The organism is Mesorhizobium sp. AR02, from assembly GCF_024746835.1.
Lineage (GTDB): Bacteria > Pseudomonadota > Alphaproteobacteria > Rhizobiales > Rhizobiaceae > Mesorhizobium.
Window position 1 is genome coordinate 1,802,735 of record NZ_CP080531.1, and the last position, 23,013, is coordinate 1,825,747.

23 protein-coding genes are annotated in these 23,013 nt (G+C 64.4%); 14 read left to right on the forward strand and 9 right to left on the reverse strand.

Features of this window, described 5'->3' with window-relative positions; translation table 11 throughout:
* The first annotated feature begins 86 nt into the window (after positions 1-86).
* The 10 genes from DBIPINDM_RS12975 to DBIPINDM_RS13020 all read left to right on the forward strand — a co-directional run bounded on the left by DBIPINDM_RS12975 (position 87) and on the right by DBIPINDM_RS13020 (position 10,256).
* The gene (locus tag DBIPINDM_RS12975) at positions 87-986 is read left to right on the forward strand and encodes a LysR family transcriptional regulator (protein WP_027060889.1); all 900 of its coding nucleotides are present in this window, start codon (positions 87-89) and stop codon (positions 984-986) included.
* 135 nt (positions 987-1,121) lie between these two features.
* On the forward strand, positions 1,122-1,601 hold the full coding sequence (locus tag DBIPINDM_RS12980; RefSeq protein WP_123168802.1) for a formate dehydrogenase subunit gamma: 480 nt from the start codon (positions 1,122-1,124) through the stop codon (positions 1,599-1,601).
* Positions 1,598-3,154 carry a formate dehydrogenase beta subunit gene (locus tag DBIPINDM_RS12985; protein WP_258587628.1) on the forward strand — a complete coding sequence of 519 codons (1,557 nt, stop codon included), beginning with the start codon at positions 1,598-1,600 and terminating at the stop codon, positions 3,152-3,154. The genes DBIPINDM_RS12980 and DBIPINDM_RS12985 overlap by 4 nt, the downstream gene beginning before the upstream one ends.
* Before the next feature lie 10 nt (positions 3,155-3,164).
* Complete coding sequence (gene fdhF, locus DBIPINDM_RS12990; protein ID WP_258587629.1) at positions 3,165-6,077, forward strand: formate dehydrogenase subunit alpha; 2,913 nt, start codon at positions 3,165-3,167, stop codon at positions 6,075-6,077.
* Positions 6,078-6,079: 2 nt separating this feature from the next.
* A complete protein-coding gene (fdhD, locus tag DBIPINDM_RS12995; RefSeq protein WP_258587630.1) occupies positions 6,080-6,910 on the forward strand; it encodes a formate dehydrogenase accessory sulfurtransferase FdhD in 831 nt (276 codons plus the stop codon).
* Positions 6,900-7,211, forward strand: coding sequence for a formate dehydrogenase subunit delta (locus DBIPINDM_RS13000; RefSeq protein WP_258587631.1), 312 nt, complete (start codon positions 6,900-6,902; stop codon positions 7,209-7,211). Before fdhD ends, DBIPINDM_RS13000 begins: the two co-directional genes overlap by 11 nt.
* Positions 7,212-7,323: 112 nt before the next feature.
* Complete coding sequence (locus tag DBIPINDM_RS13005) at positions 7,324-8,877, forward strand: alpha/beta fold hydrolase (RefSeq protein ID WP_258587632.1); 1,554 nt, start codon at positions 7,324-7,326, stop codon at positions 8,875-8,877.
* A gap of 109 nt (positions 8,878-8,986) precedes the next feature.
* On the forward strand, positions 8,987-9,466 hold the full coding sequence (locus DBIPINDM_RS13010; RefSeq protein WP_258587633.1) for a carboxymuconolactone decarboxylase family protein: 480 nt from the start codon (positions 8,987-8,989) through the stop codon (positions 9,464-9,466).
* A 75-nt stretch (positions 9,467-9,541) separates the two neighbouring features.
* Positions 9,542-9,904 (forward strand): nuclear transport factor 2 family protein, encoded by a 363-nt coding sequence (locus DBIPINDM_RS13015; RefSeq protein WP_056570412.1) that lies wholly within the window; start codon positions 9,542-9,544, stop codon positions 9,902-9,904.
* 37 nt (positions 9,905-9,941) lie between these two features.
* On the forward strand, positions 9,942-10,256 hold the full coding sequence (locus DBIPINDM_RS13020) for a hypothetical protein (protein ID WP_258587634.1): 315 nt from the start codon (positions 9,942-9,944) through the stop codon (positions 10,254-10,256).
* 134 nt (positions 10,257-10,390) lie between these two features.
* Here DBIPINDM_RS13020 and DBIPINDM_RS13025 read toward each other — a convergent pair whose 3' ends face one another.
* From DBIPINDM_RS13025 to DBIPINDM_RS13060, 8 genes are all read right to left on the reverse strand, one after another.
* The gene (locus DBIPINDM_RS13025; protein WP_258587635.1) at positions 10,391-11,818 is read right to left on the reverse strand and encodes a gamma-aminobutyraldehyde dehydrogenase; all 1,428 of its coding nucleotides are present in this window, start codon (positions 11,816-11,818) and stop codon (positions 10,391-10,393) included.
* A gap of 100 nt (positions 11,819-11,918) precedes the next feature.
* Entirely contained in the window at positions 11,919-12,734 is an 816-nt protein-coding gene (locus DBIPINDM_RS13030; RefSeq protein WP_258587636.1) for an ABC transporter permease, read from the reverse strand.
* Positions 12,724-13,674, reverse strand: a complete 951-nt coding sequence (locus DBIPINDM_RS13035; protein ID WP_210266367.1) for an ABC transporter permease — start codon at positions 13,672-13,674, stop codon at positions 12,724-12,726. Before DBIPINDM_RS13035 ends, DBIPINDM_RS13030 begins: the two co-directional genes overlap by 11 nt.
* Before the next feature lie 14 nt (positions 13,675-13,688).
* On the reverse strand, positions 13,689-14,687 hold the full coding sequence (locus tag DBIPINDM_RS13040) for an ABC transporter ATP-binding protein (protein WP_258587637.1): 999 nt from the start codon (positions 14,685-14,687) through the stop codon (positions 13,689-13,691).
* A gap of 207 nt (positions 14,688-14,894) precedes the next feature.
* Complete coding sequence (locus DBIPINDM_RS13045) at positions 14,895-16,049, reverse strand: ABC transporter substrate-binding protein (protein WP_258587638.1); 1,155 nt, start codon at positions 16,047-16,049, stop codon at positions 14,895-14,897.
* 213 nt (positions 16,050-16,262) lie between these two features.
* Positions 16,263-17,174, reverse strand: a complete 912-nt coding sequence (locus tag DBIPINDM_RS13050; protein WP_258587639.1) for a LysR family transcriptional regulator — start codon at positions 17,172-17,174, stop codon at positions 16,263-16,265.
* A gap of 81 nt (positions 17,175-17,255) precedes the next feature.
* Positions 17,256-17,873: a DedA family protein gene (locus DBIPINDM_RS13055; RefSeq protein WP_258587640.1), complete on the reverse strand. Its 618-nt coding sequence runs from the start codon at positions 17,871-17,873 to the stop codon at positions 17,256-17,258.
* Positions 17,870-18,469, reverse strand: a complete 600-nt coding sequence (locus DBIPINDM_RS13060) for a class I SAM-dependent methyltransferase (RefSeq protein WP_258587641.1) — start codon at positions 18,467-18,469, stop codon at positions 17,870-17,872. The genes DBIPINDM_RS13055 and DBIPINDM_RS13060 overlap by 4 nt, the downstream gene beginning before the upstream one ends.
* A 292-nt stretch (positions 18,470-18,761) precedes the next feature.
* On the opposite strand from DBIPINDM_RS13060, the gene DBIPINDM_RS13065 reads away from it, so the two are divergent.
* The 4 genes from DBIPINDM_RS13065 (at position 18,762) to DBIPINDM_RS13080 (ending at position 22,214) form a co-directional block, all read left to right on the forward strand.
* Positions 18,762-19,436 (forward strand): response regulator transcription factor, encoded by a 675-nt coding sequence (locus DBIPINDM_RS13065; protein ID WP_258587642.1) that lies wholly within the window; start codon positions 18,762-18,764, stop codon positions 19,434-19,436.
* Between the two features lie 10 nt (positions 19,437-19,446).
* Positions 19,447-20,808 (forward strand): sensor histidine kinase, encoded by a 1,362-nt coding sequence (locus DBIPINDM_RS13070; RefSeq protein WP_258587643.1) that lies wholly within the window; start codon positions 19,447-19,449, stop codon positions 20,806-20,808.
* A gap of 67 nt (positions 20,809-20,875) precedes the next feature.
* Positions 20,876-21,325: an RrF2 family transcriptional regulator gene (locus tag DBIPINDM_RS13075; RefSeq protein ID WP_258587644.1), complete on the forward strand. Its 450-nt coding sequence runs from the start codon at positions 20,876-20,878 to the stop codon at positions 21,323-21,325.
* Positions 21,315-22,214: an NAD(P)/FAD-dependent oxidoreductase gene (locus DBIPINDM_RS13080; RefSeq protein WP_258587645.1), complete on the forward strand. Its 900-nt coding sequence runs from the start codon at positions 21,315-21,317 to the stop codon at positions 22,212-22,214. Before DBIPINDM_RS13075 ends, DBIPINDM_RS13080 begins: the two co-directional genes overlap by 11 nt.
* On the opposite strand, the gene DBIPINDM_RS13085 is transcribed toward DBIPINDM_RS13080, so the two are convergent.
* The gene (locus DBIPINDM_RS13085; protein ID WP_258587646.1) at positions 22,211-22,987 is read right to left on the reverse strand and encodes a DeoR/GlpR family DNA-binding transcription regulator; all 777 of its coding nucleotides are present in this window, start codon (positions 22,985-22,987) and stop codon (positions 22,211-22,213) included. The two genes, DBIPINDM_RS13080 and DBIPINDM_RS13085, sit on opposite strands and share 4 nt — an antisense overlap.
* Positions 22,988-23,013 lie beyond the last annotated feature (26 nt).

Sequence of the window (23,013 nt, forward strand, 5' to 3'; positions counted from 1 at the left end):
GTTCCCGCGCAGAACCAAGTGATCGCTTTGATGCTGACAGGCGCCTACAGCTGTGGCAGCCTCGCAACTATGATCGATAGACCGGCATGATCGACAAACTCGAATTCTTCATCGCGCTGGCCAAGGAGGAGCATTTCGGCCGGGCGGCCGAGGCGTGTGGCGTCACCCAGCCGACCCTGTCGGCCGGCATCAAGCAGCTGGAGGGCCAGCTCGGCGTCATGCTGGTCAATCGCGGGTCGCGGTTCCAGGGGCTGACGCCGGAGGGCAAGCAGGTGCTGGTGTGGGCGCGGCGCATCGTCGGCGATACCAGGACCATGCGCGAGGAGATGCGCGCGGCGCGCCATGGTCTTTCCGGCCGCATCCGCATTGCCGCCATCCCGACCGCACTTGCCATGGTGGCGCGGCTGACGACGCCGTTTCGCGAAAAGCATCCGGGCGTCACCTTCTCGGTGCTGTCGCGCACCTCGATCGAGGTCTTGTCGCTGCTCGGCAATTTCGACATCGATGCCGGCATCACCTACCTCGACAACGAACCGCTTGGACGGGTAACCAGCGTGCCGCTCTATGACGAGCGCTATCAGCTGATCACGGCGGTCGGAAACCCCTATTCCGACCGCGACAAAGTGACATGGGCCGAGATCAGCCAGTTGCCGCTCTGCCTGCTGACGCCTGACATGCAGAACCGCCGCATCATCGACCAGCATCTGGCCGAGGCCGGCGTGCAGGTGCGGCCGACGCTCGAATCCAACTCGATGATCGTGCTGTTCTCGCATATCCGCACCGGCAAATGGTCGTCGATCATGCCGCTCAACCTCGCGGAAACGTTCGGCTTTTCGGAGCCGATCCGAGCCATTCCGATCGTCGAGCCCGATGCCAGCCACACGGTCGGCCTGGTGGCCACGCCGCGTGAGCCGCACACGCCGCTGGTGCAGGCGCTGCTGGACGAGGCAATGGCGCTGGCAGACGATTTCCGTAGCCATCGCTAGGGTAGAGACTGGGGGCTGAACGCTCTTGATAGAAGATTTCTATCAAGCGACGGATCAGCTTTATTGATTTCGCGGGTTTCCTCTGTTTTTGTAACGACTTAGCGCTAGAACGCTACCGACCAGGGAGGGCGCTGCATGACGATGCAGCCTGCAAGTACCGAGATCGCATCGCGCACGGCGGCGATTATCCAAGAGCTGAAGGGCCTCGAAGGCCCGTTGCTGCCGATCCTGCACGAGATCCAGGAAGAATTCGGCCATGTGCCACAGGCAGCGCTGCCGGTTATCGCCGACGGGCTGAACCTCTCCAGGGCCGAGGTGCACGGCGTCGTCACCTTCTATCATGATTTCCGTGCCCGGCCGGCCGGGCGACATGTGCTCAAGCTCTGCCAGGCGGAGGCCTGCCAGTCGATGGGCTCGGACGCCGTTGCCGCCAAGATCAAGCAGTTGTTGGGCATCGGTTTCCACGAGACCACCCGCGACGGATCGGTTACACTCGAGCCGGTCTATTGCCTCGGGCTTTGCGCCTGTTCGCCGTCGGCGATGCTCGACGGCGAGGTGATCGGGCGGCTCGATGACGACAAGATCGACGAGATCCTCGCCGAGGTGCGCTCATGATTCCCCGCATCTACATTCCCGGCGATTCCGGCGCGCTGGCGCTCGGTGCCGAAAAGGTCGCCAAGGCTGTTCGCGCGGAACTCGCCGAGCGCGGCATCGAGGCCAAAATCGTGCGCAACGGTTCGCGCGGCGCCTATTTCCTCGAGCCGATGGTCGAGGTGGCAACCGCCAAGGGCCGTGTCGCCTACGGGCCGGTCAAGCCGTCCGACGTCAAGAGCCTGTTCGACAGCGGTTTCCTCACAGGTGGCCACCACAAGCGCTGGCTCGGCGCGCCCGACAATATCCCGTTCCTAGCCAAACAGACCCGGCTGACCTTCGCCCGCTGCGGCATCAACGATCCGCTGTCGCTCGACGCCTACAAGTCGCTCGGCGGGCTGAAGGGCTTGCAGAACGCGGTCGCGATGGCGCCGGCCGATATCGTCAAGCAGGTCACCGAGTCGGGCCTGCGCGGCCGTGGCGGCGCCGGCTTCCCGACCGGCATCAAGTGGAAGACGGTGCTGGATACGACGTCCGACCGCAAATACATCGTCTGCAACGCCGACGAAGGCGACAGCGCCACCTTCGCCGACCGCATGATCATGGAAGGCGACCCCTTCGTGTTGATCGAAGGCATGGCGATCGCCGGTGTCGCGACCGGCGCGACCAAGGGCTTCGTCTATATCCGCTCGGAATATCCGCATGCGGTGGCAACAATGAACAAGGCCGTCGAGATCGCCCGCAAGGCCGGCGTGCTCGGCGTCAATGTGCTGGGTTCGCCCAATGCCTTCGACATGGAAATCCGCGTCGGCGCTGGCGCCTATGTCTGCGGCGAGGAAACCTCGCTGTTGAACAGCCTGGAAGGCAAGCGCGGTGTGGTGCGCGCCAAGCCGCCGCTGCCGGCCATCCAGGGCCTGTTCGGCAAGCCGACGGTGATCAACAACGTCATCAGCCTAGCCTCTGTACCCATCATCATGGACAAGGGTGCCGCCTTCTACAAGGATTTCGGCATGGGCCGCTCGCGCGGCACCATCCCGATCCAGATCGCCGGCAATGTCAGGAATGGCGGCCTGTTCGAAACCGCTTTCGGCCTGACCCTGGGCGAAATCGTCGATGACATTGGCGGTGGTACTGCCACGGGTCGGCCAGTCAAGGCGGTGCAGGTCGGCGGGCCGCTCGGCGCCTACTTCCCGCGCGCTTTGTTCGATACGCCGTTCGACTACGAAGAATTCGCCAAGCGCGATGGACTGATCGGCCATGCCGGCATTACGTTGTTCGACGACACGGCCGACATGCTGAAGCAGGCGCGCTTCGCCATGGAATTCTGCGCCATCGAAAGCTGCGGCAAGTGCACGCCCTGCCGTATCGGCTCGACGCGCGGCATCGAGACCATCGACAGGCTTGCCGCCGGCATCGAGCCGGAAAAGAACCTCGCTCTGGTCACCGACCTCTGCAACACGATGAAGTTTGGATCGCTGTGCGCGCTGGGCGGCTTCACGCCCTACCCGGTGATGAGTTCGATCACGCATTTCCCCGAGGATTTCAGGCCCGCGCCGGCGCGCGTCGCTGCTGAATAGGAGCTGGCAGATGAACATCAAGGCCGACTTCCCATCGCTGGTCGAAGAGATCGACTACGGAACCCCGGAGTCGCGGGCGCAAAAGCAAGTCACGCTGAGCGTCGACGGCCGCAACATCACGGTGCCGGAACGCACCTCGATCATGCGCGCGGCGATGGAAGGCGGGGTCGAGATCCCGAAACTCTGCGCCACCGACATGCTGGATTCGTTCGGCTCCTGCCGCGTCTGCCTGGTCGAGATCGAAGGCCGTGGCGGCACGCCGGCGTCCTGCACGACACCAGTGGGCGAAGGCATGGTGGTGCGCACGCAGTCCGACCGGCTCGACGCTATCCGCCGCGGCGTCATGGAGCTTTACGTCTCTGACCATCCGACCGGCTGGAACGAGAAGGCCGGCACCGGCGCCAGCGAATTCGACACGGTGGCGAAGTCGGTGGGCCTCACCGAGAACCGCTACGGTGTGGAGGGCCGCAACCACGTCAAGCAGGAAGATGGCGTGGCGCCCGGCCATGGCTCGCTGGCGGTCGACTACATCGCCCGCGACGAATCCAATCCCTATTTCACCTATGATCCGGCGCAGTGCATCGTCTGCTCGCGCTGCGTGCGGGCGTGCGAGGAGGTGCAGGGCACCTTCGCGCTGACCATCGAGGGCCGCGGTTTCGAATCGCGCATGGTCGCCGGCATGCATGAGGATTTCATCGCTTCCGAATGCGTGTCCTGCGGCGCCTGCGTGCAGGCCTGCCCGACCGATGCGCTGCGCGAGAAGACGGTGCTCGAAAAGGGCATGCCGGAACGCTCGGCCGTCACCACCTGCGCCTATTGCGGTGTCGGCTGCTCGTTCAAGGCCGAGGTGAAGGATGACGAAGTCATTCGCATGATGCCCTACAAGGACGGCAAGGCGAACCACGGCCACTCCTGCGTCAAGGGCCGTTTCGCCTATGGCTACGCCACCCACAAGGACCGCATCCTGTCGCCGATGATCCGCGAGAAGATCAGCGACCCGTGGCGCGAGGTGAGCTGGGAAGAGGCGATCGCCCACACGGCCAAGGAATTCCGCCGGATCCAGTATCAGTACGGCCGCACCTCGATCGGCGGCATCACCTCCTCGCGCTGCACGAACGAGGAGACCTATCTCGTCCAGAAGCTGGTGCGGCAGGGTTTCCGCAACAACAATGTCGACACCTGCGCCCGCGTCTGCCACTCGCCGACCGGCTATGGGCTCGGCCAGACCTATGGCACGTCGGCCGGCACGCAGGATTTCGACTCGGTCGAATTCACCGACGTCGCCGTCGTCATCGGCGCCAATCCGGTTTCCGCCCATCCGGTGTTCGCCTCGCGGCTGAAGAAGCGGCTGCGCCAGGGCGCCAAGCTGATCGTCCTCGATCCGCGCCGCACCGAGATGGTCAAATCGGCGCATATCGAGGCCGACTATCACCTGCCGCTGAAGCCTGGCACCAACGTGGCGGTGTTGACGTCGCTGGCGCATGTCATCGTCACAGAAGGGCTTTTCGACGAAGCCTTCATCCGCGAACGCTGCGACTGGACGGAGTTCCAGGACTGGGCCTCCTTCGTCGCTTTGCCGGAAAACCGCCCCGAGACCGTCGGCAAGCTTTCCGGCGTCGACCCGGAGCTGATCCGGGGTGCTGCGCGGCTCTACGCCAAGGGCGGCAATGGCGCGATCTACTACGGCCTTGGCGTGACGGAACACAGCCAGGGTTCGACGACGGTGATGGCGATTGCCAACCTCGCCATGGCCACGGGCAATATCGGCCGCCCGGGCGTCGGCGTGAATCCGCTGCGCGGCCAGAACAACGTGCAGGGCTCGTGCGACATGGGCTCCTTCCCGCACGAACTGCCCGGCTATCGCCACATCTCCGGCGAAGCCGTGCGTGACATCTATGAGAGCCTTTGGGGCGTGAAGCTGGACGACGAACCCGGCTTGCGCATCCCCAACATGCTCGATGCCGCCGTCGACGGCTCCTTCAAAGGCATCTACATCCAGGGCGAGGACATCCTGCAGTCCGATCCCGACACCAAGCATGTCGCCGGCGGTCTCGCCGCCATGGAATGCGTCGTCGTGCACGATCTCTTCCTCAACGAAACGGCGAACTACGCGCATGTCTTCCTGCCGGGTTCGACCTTCCTGGAAAAGGACGGCACCTTCACCAATGCCGAGCGCCGCATCAACATGGTGCGCAAGGTGCTGGAACCGAAGGCGCGCTATGCCGACTGGCAAGCGACGCAAGAGCTTGCCCGAGCGATCGGACTCGATTGGAACTATCAGCATCCCTCCGAGATCATGGACGAGATCGCCAAGACGACGCCGAGCTTCGCCAATGTCTCCTTCGAGCTGCTCGACCGGGTCGGATCCGTGCAGTGGCCCTGCAACGAGAAGGCCCCGCTCGGCACGCCGATCATGCATATTGACAGTTTCGTGCGCGGCAAGGGCAAGTTCATCCGCACCGAATATGTGGCAACCGACGAGAGGACCGGGCCGCGCTTCCCGCTGCTTTTGACCACCGGCCGTATCCTCAGCCAGTACAATGTCGGCGCGCAGACACGGCGCACCGACAACGTCATGTGGCACTCGGAAGACCGGCTGGAGATCCATCCGCACGATGCCGAGAATCGCGGCCTACGCGATGGCGACTGGGTGCGGCTGACCAGCCGCTCCGGCGAGACGACGCTGCGGGCGCTGATCACCGACCGGGTGTCGCCGGGCGTGGTCTACACGACCTTCCACCATCCGGACACGCAGGCCAACGTCATCACCACCGACTTCTCGGACTGGGCGACCAACTGTCCGGAGTACAAGGTGACGGCGGTGCAGGTCGGCGCCTCCAATGGCCCGTCGGACTGGCAGCGCGAGTACGACGAGCAGGCCAGGAACAGCCGCCGTATCGCCTCGCTGCAGGCAGCGGAGTAGTCTTGGCCGCGCGCCGCAAAGCAACGACCGAGACATCGCGGCTGGCGCACCGCGCCAGCGGTACGGCTGTTGCTAACCGCATGGTGCCGGAGGAGACGCCGGTGGCGTTCTCCTTCGCCGGAACCACGCATGCGGTGATGATGGCGAGCCCGGCCGACTTCGAGGATTTCGCGCTCGGCTTCTCGCTGACCGAAGGCATCATTGCTTCTTCCGAAGAGATCGAGGCGATCGACGTCGAGGATCATGGTGCAGGCATCGACATCCAAATCCGGCTGAAGGACCAGGCCAATACACGCTTCGAGGCGCGGCGGCGCAGGCTGGCCGGGCCGGTCGGTTGCGGGCTCTGCGGCATCGAATCCATCGAGGAAGCGATGCGCTCTGTCGATGCGGTTGGTGCGTCAAAACTTACGCTTGGTGCCGACGACATCGTCCGCTCCGTCAAGCTGTTGTCGAAGGTGCAGCCGCTGCACGCGGAAACCGGAGCCGTGCATGCCGCCGGCTTCTATATCCCCGGCAAGGGCGTGGTCATGGCGCGCGAGGATGTCGGCCGCCACAATGCGCTGGACAAGCTGGCCGGCGCGCTGGCCAAGGCCGGCATCGACGGCGCATCGGGCGCTGTCGTGGTGACGTCGCGCGTGTCGGTCGAGATGGTGCAGAAGACGGCGGCGATCGGTTCCGCCTTCATCATTGCCGTCTCGGCACCGACAGCGCTTGCCATCCGTACGGCTGATGAGGCCGGCATGACACTGGTGGCGCTGGTGCGCGGCGATGATTTTGATGTTTTCACCCACCCCGACCGGGTGGTCTTGGGAGTTGCCCAGCATGTCGCATGACGAAGATCACATCACCAGCACCAGGGAGAAGCTGGTGCGCATGGCCAACCAGATCGCGGCCTTCTTCCACTCCAGGCCGCGCGAGGAAGGTGTTGCCGGCGTCGCCGAGCACATCAACAAGTTCTGGGAACCCAGGATGCGGCGGCAGTTCTTCGAGATGCTGGACAGCGGCGGCGAAGGTTTTGACGAACTCGTCGTCGTGGCCTCGGCCAGGATCAAGCGGCCGATCACGCCGGCCGAGGCCGATATCAAGCTCGGGCTCACGCCCTCCCCGGCCGACGCCGCCGCGTCGCAAAAGTAGCCGCGGGGCCTCGTAGGCTTATATTTCCTTTCGCTAAAGTTTGAGCTGCCGCAACCGGTGCGGCTCTGCTATGGTCGACGATCAGAAATCGTCAGGCCGGGCGGAAGAACTCGTGAGGCCGATCGAGACCCGATATGCCCTCAGTGGCGAGGTGCGGATTGCCTATCAGGTGGTCGGCCAGGGGTCGCTTGATCTCGTCTTCGTCCCGGGCTTCATTTCCAATCTCGACCTGCATTGGGAGGACGAGGGCTATACCAGACTCTTGAGGCGGCTGTCGGCATTCTCACGGCTGATCCTGTTCGACAAGCGCGGCACGGGTCTTTCCGATCGTGTCGATGCCCATCACTTGCCCAGCCTCGAGACCCGCATGGACGATGTGCGTGCGGTGATGGATGCGGCCGGCAGCGGCCGGGCGGCACTGCTCGGCGCTTCCGAAGGCGCGCCGATGGCAATGCTGTTCGCCGCCACCTATCCGGAGCGGACGCGGGCGCTGGCGCTCTATGGCGGCTATGCGCATTTCCACAAATGGGTGATGCCGCCCGAACGCCTCGATGCGTTCATCGCAACGGCCGAAACGGCCTGGGGCACCGGCGCCACCTTGCCCAATTTCGCACCGGGTCGGGTCGATGACACCCGGTTTTCAACCTGGTGGGCACGCTTCGAGCGCCTGTCGGCGAGCCCGACAGCGGCGGCGGCACTGGCGCGGATGAACGCGGAAATCGATGTGCGCGGCGTGCTGGCGGCGATCAGCGCGCCGACGCTGCTGATCCATCGCCGCAACGATGCCCGGGTCGATCCCGACGCCAGCCGCTTCCTGGCCAGGAAGATCCCGAATGCGCGGCTGGTCGAAATCCCGGGGCGCGACCATCCGATCTGGACCGGCGATGTCGACCGGGTGGCCGACCTGATCGAGGAATTCCTGACCGGCGAATGCGCCGTGGCCGAAGCCGAACGCGTTCTGGCCGCACTTCTGGTGACGCGCATCTACGATACGGCGCGGCTTGGCGACCGGATGTGGAGCGAACGCAGCCAGCGTTTCCAGGAGACATGGCGAACACTCGTCGGGCGCCATGGCGGGCGCTGCGTCGACATGCATGGCGAAATGATGATTTCACGCTTCGATGGGCCGGGGCGTGCCTTGCGTTGCGCGGCGGCGCTGCGCGAGGCGGCGCAGCAAATCGGCGTGGCGAGCGCACAGGGGGCGCATGTCGGCGAGATCGAATTGCGCGGGCCGCCAAGCGGATTGACAGGCCGCGTGACGATGCACCTCGCCACGCATGCCGGGCGCGGCGACATATTGGCGTCGCGGCTGGTCGCTGACCTCGCGGCCGGCTCGGGGCTTCATTTCACCGACGCCGGCCGCATCGGCATCGACGAGCTCGACGAGCCGCTGGCGCTTGTCCTGGCGATGTCCGAACAGCATCTGGAACCGGCTTGCCGCCCCAAGGCCAGGGCAACCGAGCCGGCCTGCCTGACGGTGCGCGAGAGCGCGGTGGTGAATTTGATCGCCGACGGCAAGAGCAATGCCGCGATCGCCGCCGATCTCAGGCTGAGCGAGCACACGGTCAAGCGCCACGTCGCCAACATACTGCTCAAGCTCGACCTGCCATCGCGAGCAGCAGCTGCGGCATTCTCCGCCAGGCACACTGGCCCGGACGGGCCATGAGCGCCATGGCGCTTTCGGGCGAAGCGGGCACGCCGATGTAAGCGCTATCAATTCCCCCATGCAGGCCAGCCGGATATCGCCGGGAAAGGCGCTGCGAACGGAGGATGAAATGCTCAAGTCAAAACTGAATGTCAGATCATTTGTGATCGCGGCAGGCATTGGCGCGCTGTTCACGATCTCTCCCGCAAAGGCCGAGGATGCATCGGCGACAGCCGCCTACAAGGACATCCAGGCGACGCTTGGCTCGGTGCCGGACATGTTCAAGACACTGCCTGACGTCGCCATCGCCGGCGCCTGGGCCGAGATCAAGGGAGTGCAGCTCAACCCCAAGACCGCGCTTGACGGCAAGACCAAGGAGCTGATGGGCCTCGCCGTAGCGTCGCAAATCCCATGCCAGTACTGCATCTATTTCCACACCCAGGCGGCCAAGCTCAACGGCGCAAGCGACGAGGAGATCAAGGAAACGATCGCGATGGCGGCAATCGTTCGCCATTGGTCGACGATGCTCAATGGCAGCCAGGTCGATCTCGCCACTTTCAAGAAGCAGACCGATGACGTCTTCGCGGCCGTCAAGGCGAAGTCGCAATGAAAGGCACTGCCCGTCGATAAGCGCCGGGCAGACTTCCGAACGTCAACCGCCCGAAGACGGGCCATGGAGGATGAAATGCTGACCAAAACCCAAGCCGTGGATGGCGCGGCCATCAAGAAGGCGATCGAAACCCGCGACGGCAAGATGCTGTCGAGCTTCTATGCCGATGACGCGCTGGTGCGCGTGATCGACCGCAACAACCCGCCGAGCAAGCCGCGCGAGATCCGCGGGCGCGCCGCGATCACCACCTTCTGGGACGACATCTGCAGCCGGGCGATGACCCACAAGGTCGATACCACGATCGCCGACGGCAACAGCCTGGCCTTCACCCAGGCCTGCGCCTATCCGGACGGCACCAAGGTGTTCGCCGCCGCGATGCTGGAACTGAAGAACGGGCAGATCGCACGGCAGACTGTCGTGCAGGCCTGGGACGAATAGGCAAACAGCCGCCAACTCAACCTTGGGAGGAACCAACATGTTCAGCGCCAGATGGCAGATCGACGCCAAATTCGGCCACAAGCAGACCGTGCTCGAATTGCTGAAGAAATGGGAGCGCGAGATCGGCTCGCAGGTCGGTCTCGCCGAGCTGAAGTTCCAGATCATGACCGGATCGATCGGTGCTCGGGAAGCGACGGTCGAGTCGCACCATCAGGTTGAAAGCCTGGCCCAGTTGGAGGCGATGTTCGCCAAGATCGGCAAGATCGACGCGCACGCCAAATGGGGCAAGGAGATGGAGCCCTTTGTCGTGTCAGGCACCAGCCTGTGGAACATCTATCGCATCGTCGAATAGTGTTCTTCTCCCCGTTTACGGGGAGAAGATGCCGGCAGGCAGATGAGGGCGGAGCCAGCCTCCACAAGGTTTGCGCCGCCCCTCATCCGGCCCTTCGGGCCACCTTCTCCCCGTGAACGGGGAGAAGGAAGGCGTTATGCGTGGGCCACCATCACATGCCGCACGGCGGTATAGTCTTCCAGCGCGTAGAGCGACATGTCCTTGCCGTAGCCGGACTGCTTCAGCCCGCCATGCGGCATCTCGTTGGTCAGCATGAAATGGGTGTTGATCCAGGTACAGCCATATTGCAGGCGGGCAGCGGTCGCCATGGCGCGCGAGACATCCTTGGTCCACACCGATGACGCCAGGCCATAATCGCTGTCATTGGCCCAGTTCACCGCCTCGTCGACTTCGGTGAAGCGGGTGATCGACACGACCGGGCCGAAGACTTCGCGGCGCACGATCTCGTCCTCCTGCAGCGCACCGGCGACGACGGTCGGCTGGTAGTAGAAGCCGGTGCCCTCGCCCGGCTTGCCGCCGGTGGTGATCTCGATGTGCTTCAACTCGGAGGCACGTTCGACGAAGCTCGACACCCGGTCGCGCTGGCGGCGCGAGATCAGCGGGCCGATCTCGTTTTCGGTATCGTCCGGCTGGTTGTACTTGATGGTCGACACGGCCGAGGACAGATCGGCGACCAGCTTGTCGTAGATCTTCTTGCCGGCATAGATGCGGCAGGCGGCGGTGCAATCCTGGCCGGCATTGTAGTAGCCGAAGGCGCGCAGGCCCTTGACGACGGCACCGAGATCGGCGTCGTCGAAGACGATGACCGGCGCCTTGCCGCCGAGTTCGAGATGCGTGCGCTTGACCGACTTGGCGGCCGCCTGCAGCACCTTCTTGCCGGTGGCGACATCACCGGTGATCGAGATCATGTTGACCTTGGGATGGTTGATCAGCGTGTTGCCGACACTGTCGCCGCGGCCGAGCACGACATTGACGACACCTTCCGGCAGGATTTCGGCGAGTATCTTCGCCAGCTTCAGCGCCGTCAGCGGCGTCTGCTCCGACGGCTTGAAGACGACGGTGTTGCCGCCGGCGATCGCCGGCGCCAGCTTCCAGGCCATCATCATCAGCGGATAGTTCCACGGCGCGATCGAGGCGACGATGCCGATCGGGTCACGCCGGACCATCGAGGTGTGGCCAGGCAGATATTCGCCGGCGACGACGCCCGGCATCGAACGCACCGCACCGGCGAAGAAGCGGTAGCAGTCGACAATCGCCGGGATTTCGTCATTGAGCACGGCATTGATCGGCTTGCCGCAGTTCAGCGCCTCGAGAGCGGCGAAGTCCTTGGCCTCGGTTTCGATGCGGTCGGCGATCTTCAGGAGATAACCAGAGCGCTGCGCCGGCGTGGTGCGCGACCACAAGACGAACGCTTGTTCGGCGGCAGTGACTGCCGCCTCGATCTGCGCCTGGCTCGCCTCGGGCAGGTTGAGAATGGTCGCCCCGGTCTTTGGATTGAGGATCGGCTCCTCGGCTTCTGTGCCCTTCTCGAATTTCGGGCCGATCAGCATCTGGGTGTCCATTGGATTTCTCCCTTGTCAGGAGCGAGTAGCGAATAGCGAATAGCGAGTAGGGTTGGTCGTCGATTCCCTATTCGCTATTGGCTACTCCCTATTCGCTGTTTCATTTTCCACTGCCAGCGATCTGGTCGCCGTCGCGGGTCAGGTAATAGGCAAGCAGGATCGGCAGCAGCGTCACCAGCACGACGACCATGGCCACGACATTGGTGACCGGGCGCTGGCGCGGACGGATCAGTTCCTCCAGCATCCAGATCGGCACCGTCTGCTGCTGGCCGGCGGTGAAGGTGGTGACGATGACCTCGTCGAACGACAAGGCGAAGGCGAGCATGCCGCCGGCGAGCAGTGCCGTGGCAATGTTGGGCAGCACGACATGCCGGAAGGTCTGGAAGCCGTCGGCGCCGAGATCCATCGAGGCCTCGATCATCGACCCAGAGGTGCGGCGGAAGCGGGCCACCGCGTTGTTGTAGACGACGACGACGCAGAAGGTGGCGTGGCCGAGCACGATCGTCCAGAACGAGAACGGGATCTCGGCGAGCGCGAAAGCCGAGCGCAGCGCGATGCCGGTGATGATGCCGGGCAGCGCGATGGGCAGGATGACCAGCAGCGAGATGGTTTCGCGGCCGAAGAATTTCGTGCGCGAGTCCGCAGCGGCACAAAGCGTGCCGAGCGCCAGCGCAATCGCGGTCGAGATGGCGGCGACGCGCACCGACAGCGACAGCGCTTCCCAGACATCGGGCCGATTCCAGGTGACGGCGAACCATTGCGTGGTCAGCCCTGGCGGCGGCCAGACAAAGCTCTTCTCCTCCGTGGTGAAGGCGTAGACGAAGATCAGCAGGATCGGCAGATGCAGGAACAGCAGGCCGCAGGCTGCAGCGATCTTCAGGCCGAGTGGAGCCGATTGACCACGGTCAGAGCGCATCGAAGGCCCCCATACGCTTGGCGCCCCAGAGGTAGAAGCCCATTATGACGATCGGCACCACAGTGAAGGCGGCGGCGAGCGGGATGTTGCCGGCGGTGCCTTGCTGGGAATAGACCGCCTGGCCGATGAACAGGCGCGACGTGCCGATGATCTGCGGGATGATGTAGTCGCCCAATGTCAGCGAGAAGGTGAAGATCGAGCCGGCGACAATGCCAGGCAGCGCCAGCGGGAACAGCACGTTGCGGAACGTCTGGCCGGGCGAAGCGCCAAGATCGGACGATGCCTCGACCAGGTTGCCGGGCACGCGTTCGAGCGCCGCCTGGACCGGCAGGATCATGAAGGGCAGCCAGACATAGACGAAGACAATGAAGGTGCCGGTGAACGACACCGACAGCGAGTTGCCGCCGACGACCGGCAGCGACAGCCAGGCATCGAGCAGCCACAGCAGATGCAGCTTGGCGAGCAGCCAGGTCAAAATGCCTTCCTTGGCCAGGATCAGCTTCCAGGCGTAGATCTTGACCAGGTAGCTCGACCACAGCGGCAGCATGACGCCGAGATAGAACAGCGCCTTCCAGCGCCCGCGCGCATAACGCGCCGCATAATAGGCGATCGGGAAGGCGACGATGGCCGAGGCCAGCGTGACCAGAGCCGCCATCGTCACCGTGCGCAGGATGATGTCGAGATTGGCGGCCTGGAGCAGGTCGCCATAGGTCTTGAGCGTGAACTGGCGGTTGATGAGGCCGGAATACTCGTCGATGGAGAAAAAGCTCTGCGCCAAAAGGGCGAACAGCGAGCCAATATAGACGATGCCGAGCCACAGGACCGGCGGCAAAAGCATGAGCAGGAGCAGGAGTTGCGGCCGGCGCCAGAACAGATCCGACAGCGCGCCACGCATGCCGCCGCTGCCGGGCAGGATCGCGGGCGCCGTGGCGCGCGGCATGGTGGCGTCGAGGCTCATGCCGGCTCGTCCATCAGATGCAGGTGCTCGCGGTTGAAGGTGAGCACCACCGCCTCGCCTTCCGCCGGCAGGGCCGTGCCGGCCGGCACGATGGCGTGCAGCTTCAATCCGTTGGCATCGAGCGCCAGCCTGGTGGTGGCGCCGAGATAATTGGTCGAGACGAGGCGCGCGGCGACGCCTTCGCCGCTTGCGGCGCGGCCGACACGAATGGATTCGGGACGCAGGCTGCCCCAGCGATGCTGGCCCGAATAGCGCTGGACGAAGTCCGGCGGCAGGACGTTGGAAGAGCCGACGAAATCGGCGACGAAGCGCGTACGGGGCCGCTGGTAGATGTCCTCCGGCGTGCCGATCTGCATGATCCTGCCGTCGTTGAAGACGGCGACGCGGTCCGCCATCGACAGCGCCTCGCCCTGGTCGTGGGTGACGAAGACGAAGGTGATGCCAAGCGCCTTCTGCAGCGACTTCAGCTCTTCTTGCATGTTCTCACGCAGTTTCAGATCAAGCGCCCCAAGCGGCTCGTCGAGCAACAGCACCTTGGGCTGGTTGACCAGCGCACGGGCGAGCGCGACGCGCTGGCGCTGGCCGCCGGAAAGCTGGCCGGGGCGGCGGGCGCCATAGCCGGGCAATCGCACCAGCGACAGCGCCTCCTCAGCCGCGTTGTGCCGCTCGGCCTTGCCGACGCCCTTGACCATCAGCCCATAGGCGACGTTGTCGAGCACGTTGAGGTGCGGGAACAGCGCATAGTCCTGGAACACGGTGTTGACGTTGCGGCGATAGGGCGGCACGCCCTCGGCACGCTCACCGAAAATCGAGATCGAACCCGCCGTCGGCTGCTCGAAACCGGCGATGAGGCGCAGGCATGTCGTCTTGCCGGAACCGGACGGCCCGAGCATGGCGAAGAACTCACCTGGCGCAATGTCGAGATCGACCGCGTCGACGGCGCGGACGCTGCCGAAATGGCGCGAGACTTTCTGGAAGGATACGGCAGAGGTCATGGGCTGTCAGTCTGTTGCCGGTTTATCAAAATCATCCTCAGCTACAAATCTGGCTAGGATCGCGAAATTCGCACACCGCTTCACCTCCCCCCTCGATGGGGGAGGTCGCGGCGAAGCCGCGGGTGGGGTGATAGCGCGGAGCTAGCGGATAGGCCCCACCCCGACGCTGCGCGTCGACCCTCCCCACAAGGGGGAGGGTGAAGAAAATCACCGTCCGCCGATGACGCCGATATAGTCCGACACCCAGCGGTAGTACGGCACGCATTGGTCGTTCTGGGTGACGCATTTCGAGACCGGCGTCTTCCAGAACTTGATCTTGTCGAAATTGTCGTAGCCGTTGGTCTTGCAGCCTTCCTCGCCGAGCAGTTCGTTGCCCTTGCAGGCGGCGGGCACCACCGGCAGCGAGCCGAACCAGGCCGAGACATCGCCCTGCACCTTCGGCGACAGCGAATGCTCGAGCCACATATAGGCGCAGTTCGGATGGGCCGCGTCGGCTTCCATCATGGTGGTGTCGGCCCAGCCGGTGACGCCTTCTTCCGGCACGGTCGAGGCGACCGGCTTCTTGGCGGCAACCAGCGTGTTGACCTGATACGGCCACGAGCCGGAGGCGACGACGCCTTCATTCTGGAAGTCGTCGACCTGGATGGCAGCGTCATGCCAGTAGCGGCCGACCAGCGTGCGCTGGACGCGCAGCAGGTCGAGTGCTGCCTTGTACTGGTCCTCGTTCAGCTCGTAGGGGTCCTTGATGCCGAGTTCCGGCTTGTGGAACATCAGATAGTTGGCGGCGTCGGCGATGTGGATCGGCCCGTCATAGGCCTGGACGCGGCCCTTGTTGGACTTGCCGTCCGGCAGCTTCATCTCCTCGAAGACGACGTTCCAGCTCTTCGGCGCGTCCTTGAACACCTCGGTGTTGTACATCAGGATGTTGGGGCCCCACTGATAGGGAACGCCATAGTGGACCTTGTCGACAGTGAACCAGGGCGCGTCCTTAAGCCGGTCGTCGACCGCCTTCCAGCTCGGGATGAGATCGGTGTTGATCGGCTGCACGCGCTTGCCGGCGACGAGGCGCAGCGAGGCATCGCCCGAAGCCGTGACGAGGTCGAAGCCGCCCTCGTTCATCAGCGAGACCATCTCGTCCGAGGTGTTGGCGGTCTTGACGTTGACCTTGCAGCCGCTGTCCTTCTCGAAGGCGGTGACCCAGTCATAGCCCTTGTCGGTCTCGCCACGTTCGATATAGCCCGGCCAGGCAACGATGTTGACCTGGCCTTCGCCCTTGCCGAGTTCCTTGACCTGGGCGATGGCCTGACCGGAGAAGGTCAGCGCGACCGTCAGCGCAGTGCACGACTTCAGGAATGAATTCATCATCGATCTCCCATTTTGGCGCATGGCCCCGAAACCGCTCCGGTTTTCGCCAGATCACGCGCGGACTGAAAAACTGCCGGTTCGTCCTGTGGACTTGATGTCGCTCTGCTGGCGGCTTTGGTCCCTGAAACCGAAGGTGCTTGGAAAATTCCGGTTTCGCAAATTCATTTATCAGAAAGGCGATATCGGTTTTTCCGATAGATTGGTATTTCTTCAGAGGCGCTGGCGGACCGTCCGCTGCGACTGGGCAAGGCCGATGAAATCGCGCGCCGCCTGCGGCAGGCCGGAGCCGCGGCGCCAGACCATGCCGACCTGTACCACCGGCAAGGAGCCGGAAATATCGCGCGATTCGATGCGGTCGCCTTCCAGCGACCATGGCCGGTAGACAAGGTCGGGCAGCAGCGCCACGCCGGCGCCGGTGGCGACCAGGCTGCGCACCGCTTCGACCGAGCGGGTGCGGAAGGCGACATGCGGCTTGGCGCCGATCGCCGTCAGCAGTTTGCCGGTGTTCTCCTCGATCTCGTCGACAGTCAGCATGATCAGCGGCTCGCCAGCAATGTCGCCAATGCTGATGATGTCGGCGCCGGCGAGCGAATGGCCGAGCGGCAGCCACAGCCGGTAGGCCGAGACCTCGAGGATTTCCGATTGCAGCGCGGTGCGGTCCCGCAGATTGGAGGTGACCATGACGGCGATGTCGAGCTTGCCACCGATCAGCAGATGTTCGAGGTAGTCGCCATTGTCCTCGATGGCCGAAACCTCGACGCCCGGATAGGCGCGGCGGTAGCGGGAAAGCAGGTCCGACAGCACATAGCCGGCGACCAGCGAGGTGACACCGAGCTGCAGCCGCCCGCCCGCCACCGCCTGTTCGCCGGAAAAAGAGCGACGCGCGTCGGACACATCGGCGAGGATCTTCGTCGCATGGCGCAGGAACTGATGGCCCTTGTGGGTGATGTTGAGGCCGCGCGGATGGCGCTCGAACAGTTCGACGCCGAGATCGCTTTCGAGTTCCTTGATCGCTTCGGTGACCGACGATTGCGAAATGGAGAGGTTCTGCGCAGCACCTGACACCGTGCCTTGCTCGGCGACGGCGATGAAGAATTGCAACTGGCGGATGGTGAAGGCCATGGCCGGACTAAACACCGGCGGCCGAGCGAAGGAAAGCCGACGGTGGAGCTTATCCCATGACTGGAGACTGGTGCCGTGCGCTCAGCCGAGCGCCAGCTTGATACGCCGCCGGCATGCGGGGCCATAACGCAGTGCCAGCATGAAGGCTGTCTCCAGCGCCACGACGATGACAATGATGCGCAAGCCCACCGTGAAGGAGTCCTGGCCGCTGCCACGCAAGAGATAGCCGGTCAGGAGAAACCCCGCATTCCAGATGGTGGCGCCGACCAGCGTCGCGATCGCAAAGGGCAATGCAGGCAGACAAAGCGCGCCCGCCGCGATCGGCAGGTAGTTGCGCACCGTCGGGATGAACTGCGCCAGCAGGGACACCCGGACATGATTGCGGCGATAGGCCTGGCCAAGCTTGCGATAGGTTGCGGGGCGCAGGAAGACATATCTGCCGACTCGTTCGATCAGCCGGTCGGCACGATCAAATCCGATCCGGCGGCCAACCCCATACCAGACAAGGCAGCCGGCGAAGGAGGCGAGTGTCGTCACCATCAGCAGGATCGCCAGTATGAAACCATCCGGTGCCGCCGTCATGCCGAGGAACAGCAGCAGCACATGCGAGGGTGGAATCGGCAGGATTTTCTCGGTGAAGGCGAGGCAGAAGACGCCGAACAGGCTGAAGCCGAGAATGGCCGACAATGGACCTGTCATGCGAAGCGCCAATCATAGGTTCCCAGCGTCTTGATCCTGGCGACGCGATAGACCGTCGCCGGCGGGAAATTGCGAAAGGTATGGCCGACCCGCGTCACCTCGAGATCGAGCCGGTCGAGCAGCGACTGGTCGAACGGGCAGCGCCGGCCGAGCGTGAACTGATAGAGCGCCCCGCCGGGGCGAAGGTTTGCGAAAACACCTTCGAGAATGGCAAGCGTCTTGCGCGGCGAAATCAGGCGGAAGGGCAGCCCGCTGACGGCGGCACCAACCACCGGCTGCTGGAATAGCAACAGATGGCGCAGACCGACGGCATCCATTTCAAAAATACGGGCGGCGGGAAAGCGCCGCATGAGAAGTGCCGCAAAATCCGGATCGGATTCGATCAGCGTCAGATCCTCTTCCCTCACCCCGCGTGACAGCAGTGCCCGTGTGAACGGGCCGGTTCCGGGACCGAGCTCCAGCACGGGGCCCGTCTCGGGGCCGATGTCGCGCGTCATCAAGGCCGCCAGGCTGGAACTGGACGGCGTGACGGAGCCGACCCTGAACGGCGCAACGGTCCACGCCATGAGAAAAGACAGAGCATCATGTGCAGGCATAACCAACCTCAATTCCGGACGACAGCACGCCAACCGGTTTGGTGTGGCGCTTGATTTCGTTTCGGCGTCGGACCCGAACCTGTTGCTGCATAGTCGGGCCCGACGCCTTGATGCCGGCATGGGCGGTTCCTGCCGACTGGCGCTGTTTGCCGTGGCTGGATTGCATAGACATTGCGCAACATCGCGGGCGCAAAGAAAGAACTTGCCGGGCTCGGTCCGTTCGGCTTTGCCATGTTTGCGCAATGTTGGCGCGGTAGCGCCCGATGAAGAGTTCGTTGCCGGGGGAGTGTGGATGCGTATCTTGCTGGTCGAGGACGAGCCCGAGATGGTCTCGGCGCTGCGTGCAGCGCTGAAACGTCACGACATGGTGGTCGATCACGCCGGCACATTGCTGGAGGCGGAGGGCTTCGTTGCCGTCGACAGCTACGACGCCATCCTGCTCGACCGCCAGTTGCCTGACGGTGACGGGCTGTCGCTGGTGCCGAGATTGCGCTCGGCGAAGAACACCACGCCCGTGCTGGTGCTGACGGCGAAGGGCGACACGTCTGACAAGGTCGACGGGCTGGACATGGGCGCGGACGACTATCTGGCAAAGCCGTTCGCCTTCGAGGAACTGCTGGCCCGCTTGCGCGCTTTGCTTAGACGGCCGGCGCCGCTGCAGTCGCAATTTATCCGCGCCGGCCATCTGGTGCTCGATGTCGGACATCGCGAGGCTGCGATCCGCGGCGAGCCGCTCAGCCTGCCGCGGCGCGAACTCCTGGTGCTGGAGGCGCTGATGCGGCGTACCGGCCGCATGGTGCAGCGCGAGGCGCTGATGGAAGCGGTGTTCGGCCTTGACGACGAGATCCAGTCCAACGCGCTCGACACCCATGTCTCGCGCCTGCGCCGAAAGCTGGCCGACGCCGATGCCGGGGTGACGATCAACGGCATTCGCGGCGTCGGCTATCTCCTGCGCGAAACGACATGAGCGCCGAGCGATGAGCCTCAAACGCCCGCGTTCGCTCAAATGGAGCCTGGTGCTGCGCATCGCCTTGCTGCAATGCGCGATGCTGACTCTGATCATCGTCGGCATTCTCGGCGCGTTGCTCGCCACAGGCCTCATTCCACACGACTATGAGGACGGCACGATGGACGTGCTGGCGGACGCCGTTGCGCGCGACGCGGGCGGCAAACTCATGCTGCGTGAGACCTCGGATCTGACAAAGCTGCGATCCGATGTCCCCGACCTCTGGTTCATCATCCGCGACAAGCAGGGGCAGCGGCTGCAGGAGGGCACGGTGCCGGCCATCTTCCAGCCCTTTGTCGGGCTGCTGGACACCATCAGCGATGCGCGTATCGACCATACAATCGGGCAAAGCGCGCCGCCGGAGGGGAAGATCCGCTGGACCGACACCGCGGCCGGCAACGTCCAGATCTTCACCGGCACCAAGGGCGGGCTTTCGCTGCTGCGCCTGCTCGGACAGGCGCCGCAGTTCTTCCTGCAGGGGATATTGCCGCTGGCCGGACTGATGGCGCTGGCCACGCTGTTCGCGACGCCCTGGGTGGTGCGCGGCGCGCTGTCGGGCCTTGGCCATGCGGCCGCCGAGGCCGAACGCATCGACATCGACCAGCGCGGCGTACAGCTGCCGCTGAAGGACGTGCCGATGGAGGTGACGCCGCTGGTGAAGGCGGTGAACGCCGCCCTTGCGCGGCTCGACAAAGGCTATGAACGCCACAAGCGTTTCCTGACCGACGCCGCCCATGAGTTGAGGACACCGGTCGCCATCCTCAACACACGCCTGGCCTCGCTGCCGGCGACACCCGAGCGGGCCCGGCTGCTGCAGGACGCGGCGCGGCTTTCGACGCTGACCGACCAACTGCTCGACCTGCAACGCCTCGACCGGCAAGCCGCATCCTTCGAGAAGGTCGATCTGGTGGCGATCGCGCGCGGCGTCATCCTCGACCTCGCGCCGATGGCCTTCTCGGCAGGATACGAGATGTCGTTCGAGCCGGAACGGGAAATAGTCTTCGCCAGCGGCGACCGCACCGCGATCGAACGTGCCGTGACCAACATCGTCCAGAATGCCATCGAGCATGGCGGCCGCGCGGGCAAGATCACCGTCAGCGTCACAGCGCCCGCTGTCATCGAGGTGCGGGACGAAGGCGACGGCGTGCCGCAAGCCGAGCGCGAACGCATCTTCGAGCCCTTCTATCGGCTGCGTCCCCAGGATCATGGTGCCGGGCTCGGCCTCAACCTGGTGCAGGAAATCATGCAATTGCATGGCGGGCGCATCGAGATTTTCGACGGCAAGCCGAGCGGCGCCTGCTTCAGGATGAGTTTTCGCGCCTTGCCCGCATAGGCTTGCCTCAAACGGCCACGATCCGTGCGCGTTTGACATCGCGGCAAATCGTAACTAATTTAGTTACATGAAACGCAACAGCCGACTGTCCTCCACCTTGCACATCCTCGTCCACATGGCCGAGAAGCCCGGGCACGCGCTGACCTCCGAGCAGCTTGCCACCTTCATCCACACCAATCCGGTGGTGGTGCGCCGCACGATCGCCGGATTGCGCGATGCCGGCATCGTCACCTCGTCGCGCGGACATGGCGGCGGCTGGCTGCTCGGGCGCTCGCCCGAAACCATCTCGCTGGCCGAGATCAGCGCAGCGCTTGGCGAGACGCTGCTGCCGTTCAGCACCGAGCCGGAAAGCCCGGGCTGCCTTGTCGAGCAAGCGGTGATCGCCGTGCTCGACGATTTTCGCATCGCGGCCGAAAAGCTGCTGGCGGAGAAGCTCAGCCGCATCACGCTGGCCGACCTGACCGCCGATTTCCGCCGCCGCTACGACCTCATTGGAGTCTCCAGCCATGCAGTATGATCTTGCCGTCGTCGGCGGCAGCTTTGCCGGCCTGTCCGCCGCCATCCAGGCGGCGCGGGCGCGGCGCAACGTGCTGGTGATCGACGCCGGCCAGCCGCGCAACCGCTTTGCCGCGCACTCGCATGGCTTCCTTGGCCAGGACGGGCGCACGCCCGGCGCGATCCTCGACGACGCAAGGCGGCAATTGCTCGCCTATCCGACAGCCAGGATCGTCAAGGCGCGTGCCGACAAAGCCGTTGCCAACAGCAGCAGCGATTTCGAGATCACCACCGACGCCGGCGAGACATTCGGCGCCGCGCGGCTGGTGCTGGCCACCGGCGTGCGCGACATCCTGCCGGAGGTTCCCGGGCTTGTCGAGCAATGGGGCAAGACCGTGCTGCACTGCCCCTATTGCCACGGCTACGAGGTTTCCGGCGGGCCGCTTGGCGTGCTCGCGACCGGCCCGATGTCCATGCATCAGGCGCAGTTGATCGCCGACTGGGGCGACGTCACACTGTTCGGCAACGGCCAGATCGAGCCCGATGCCGAGCAGATGCTCGCCCTGGAAAGCAAGACTATCAGGTTTGAGCCCGCGACAGTCAGCGAACTCAGGGAAGACGGCTCCGGCGGCTTGATCGTCCACCTCGACGGCGGCCGAAAGGCTGGCCTCAGGGCGATGTTCACCGCGCCACGCAACACGATGGCGAGCCCGCTAGCCGAACAGCTCGGCTGCGGCCTCAAGGACGGCCTCCTCGGCCCGGTGATTACTGTCGATGACAGGCAGCAGACGACGGTTCCAGGCGTCTACGCCGCCGGCGACGCGGCACGCGCGATGCACAACATCGCCTTCGCCGTATCGGGCGGCACCTTCGCGGGCGTGTGCGCCCATCAATCGCTCGTCTTCGGTTAAAATCCGGCATCGCCGCCGGCGATGCTGAGCCGCGCACCGGCCTGCGCCAGGGCGGCGGCGATGTCATGCGGCGGCGAGCGGTCGGTGGCGAGTTCGGAAAAGCCGTCGAAGCCGCAGACCTGGACCAGGCCCTGGCGGCCGAATTTGGTGTGGTCGGTGATGACAAGCGAGCGCTGGCCGCGCGACAGCACCATGCGGGCGAACTCCGCCTCTTCCAGATCATAGTCCATGACACCGGTCAACGCATCGACGGCGCCGGTGGAGATGATGGCATGGCTGACCGAGAAGCGGCTGACAAACTCGATGGCCGAGGTCCCGAACGCAGCGCCGGAATCGCTGCGCAGTTCGCCACCGGCCATATAGACCTTGTTGCCGTTGATGGTGGCCAGCGTGCGGGCGATGTCTGACGAATTGGTGACGACCGTCAGCCGCCGGTGGCCGAGCAGTTCCCGCGCCAGGAACGAGGTCGTGGTGCCGGTGTCGAGCATGACCGATTCGCCGTCGCGGATGGTGGCGGCGACCATGCGGGCAATGACGCGCTTGGCATCGGCATTCTCGCGCATGCGCCGTTCGAACGGCGCTTCGCCGATCATCGACGGCAGGCCGATGGCGCCATGCATCTTCAGAACCGAGCCATCGCTGGTGAGCGGCTTGACGTCGCGGCGCACGGTTTCCAGCGAGACACCCAGCCGGTCGGCCAGACTGGCGATGGTGACGGTTCCCTCTTCCTGCAGCAGCCGCAGGATTTCGCCGTGGCGTTTGGAATGGGCCATTTGGTTTTCCCGGACTTAGCCTTTTG

Bases quoted from the DNA above. Each gene is read 5' to 3' on its own strand.
- DBIPINDM_RS13035 (WP_210266367.1), bottom strand. From the start codon at position 13,674: ATGCCGCGCGCCACGGCGCCCGCGATCCTGCCCGGCAGCGGCGGCATG.
- DBIPINDM_RS13070 (WP_258587643.1), top strand. From the start codon at position 19,447: ATGAGCCTCAAACGCCCGCGTTCGCTCAAATGGAGCCTGGTGCTGCGC.
- DBIPINDM_RS13015 (WP_056570412.1), top strand. From the start codon at position 9,542: ATGCTGACCAAAACCCAAGCCGTGGATGGCGCGGCCATCAAGAAGGCG.
- DBIPINDM_RS13045 (WP_258587638.1), bottom strand. From the start codon at position 16,049: ATGAATTCATTCCTGAAGTCGTGCACTGCGCTGACGGTCGCGCTGACC.
- DBIPINDM_RS13060 (WP_258587641.1), bottom strand. From the start codon at position 18,469: ATGCCTGCACATGATGCTCTGTCTTTTCTCATGGCGTGGACCGTTGCG.
- fdhF (WP_258587629.1), top strand. From the start codon at position 3,165: ATGAACATCAAGGCCGACTTCCCATCGCTGGTCGAAGAGATCGACTAC.
- DBIPINDM_RS13065 (WP_258587642.1), top strand. From the start codon at position 18,762: ATGCGTATCTTGCTGGTCGAGGACGAGCCCGAGATGGTCTCGGCGCTG.
- DBIPINDM_RS13010 (WP_258587633.1), top strand. From the start codon at position 8,987: ATGCTCAAGTCAAAACTGAATGTCAGATCATTTGTGATCGCGGCAGGC.
- DBIPINDM_RS13040 (WP_258587637.1), bottom strand. From the start codon at position 14,687: ATGACCTCTGCCGTATCCTTCCAGAAAGTCTCGCGCCATTTCGGCAGC.
- DBIPINDM_RS13075 (WP_258587644.1), top strand. From the start codon at position 20,876: ATGAAACGCAACAGCCGACTGTCCTCCACCTTGCACATCCTCGTCCAC.
- DBIPINDM_RS13055 (WP_258587640.1), bottom strand. From the start codon at position 17,873: ATGACAGGTCCATTGTCGGCCATTCTCGGCTTCAGCCTGTTCGGCGTC.
- DBIPINDM_RS12975 (WP_027060889.1), top strand. From the start codon at position 87: ATGATCGACAAACTCGAATTCTTCATCGCGCTGGCCAAGGAGGAGCAT.
- DBIPINDM_RS13085 (WP_258587646.1), bottom strand. From the start codon at position 22,987: ATGGCCCATTCCAAACGCCACGGCGAAATCCTGCGGCTGCTGCAGGAA.
- DBIPINDM_RS13025 (WP_258587635.1), bottom strand. From the start codon at position 11,818: ATGGACACCCAGATGCTGATCGGCCCGAAATTCGAGAAGGGCACAGAA.
- DBIPINDM_RS13030 (WP_258587636.1), bottom strand. From the start codon at position 12,734: ATGCGCTCTGACCGTGGTCAATCGGCTCCACTCGGCCTGAAGATCGCT.
- DBIPINDM_RS12985 (WP_258587628.1), top strand. From the start codon at position 1,598: ATGATTCCCCGCATCTACATTCCCGGCGATTCCGGCGCGCTGGCGCTC.
- DBIPINDM_RS13080 (WP_258587645.1), top strand. From the start codon at position 21,315: ATGCAGTATGATCTTGCCGTCGTCGGCGGCAGCTTTGCCGGCCTGTCC.
- DBIPINDM_RS12980 (WP_123168802.1), top strand. From the start codon at position 1,122: ATGACGATGCAGCCTGCAAGTACCGAGATCGCATCGCGCACGGCGGCG.
- DBIPINDM_RS13000 (WP_258587631.1), top strand. From the start codon at position 6,900: ATGTCGCATGACGAAGATCACATCACCAGCACCAGGGAGAAGCTGGTG.
- DBIPINDM_RS13050 (WP_258587639.1), bottom strand. From the start codon at position 17,174: ATGGCCTTCACCATCCGCCAGTTGCAATTCTTCATCGCCGTCGCCGAG.
- DBIPINDM_RS13020 (WP_258587634.1), top strand. From the start codon at position 9,942: ATGTTCAGCGCCAGATGGCAGATCGACGCCAAATTCGGCCACAAGCAG.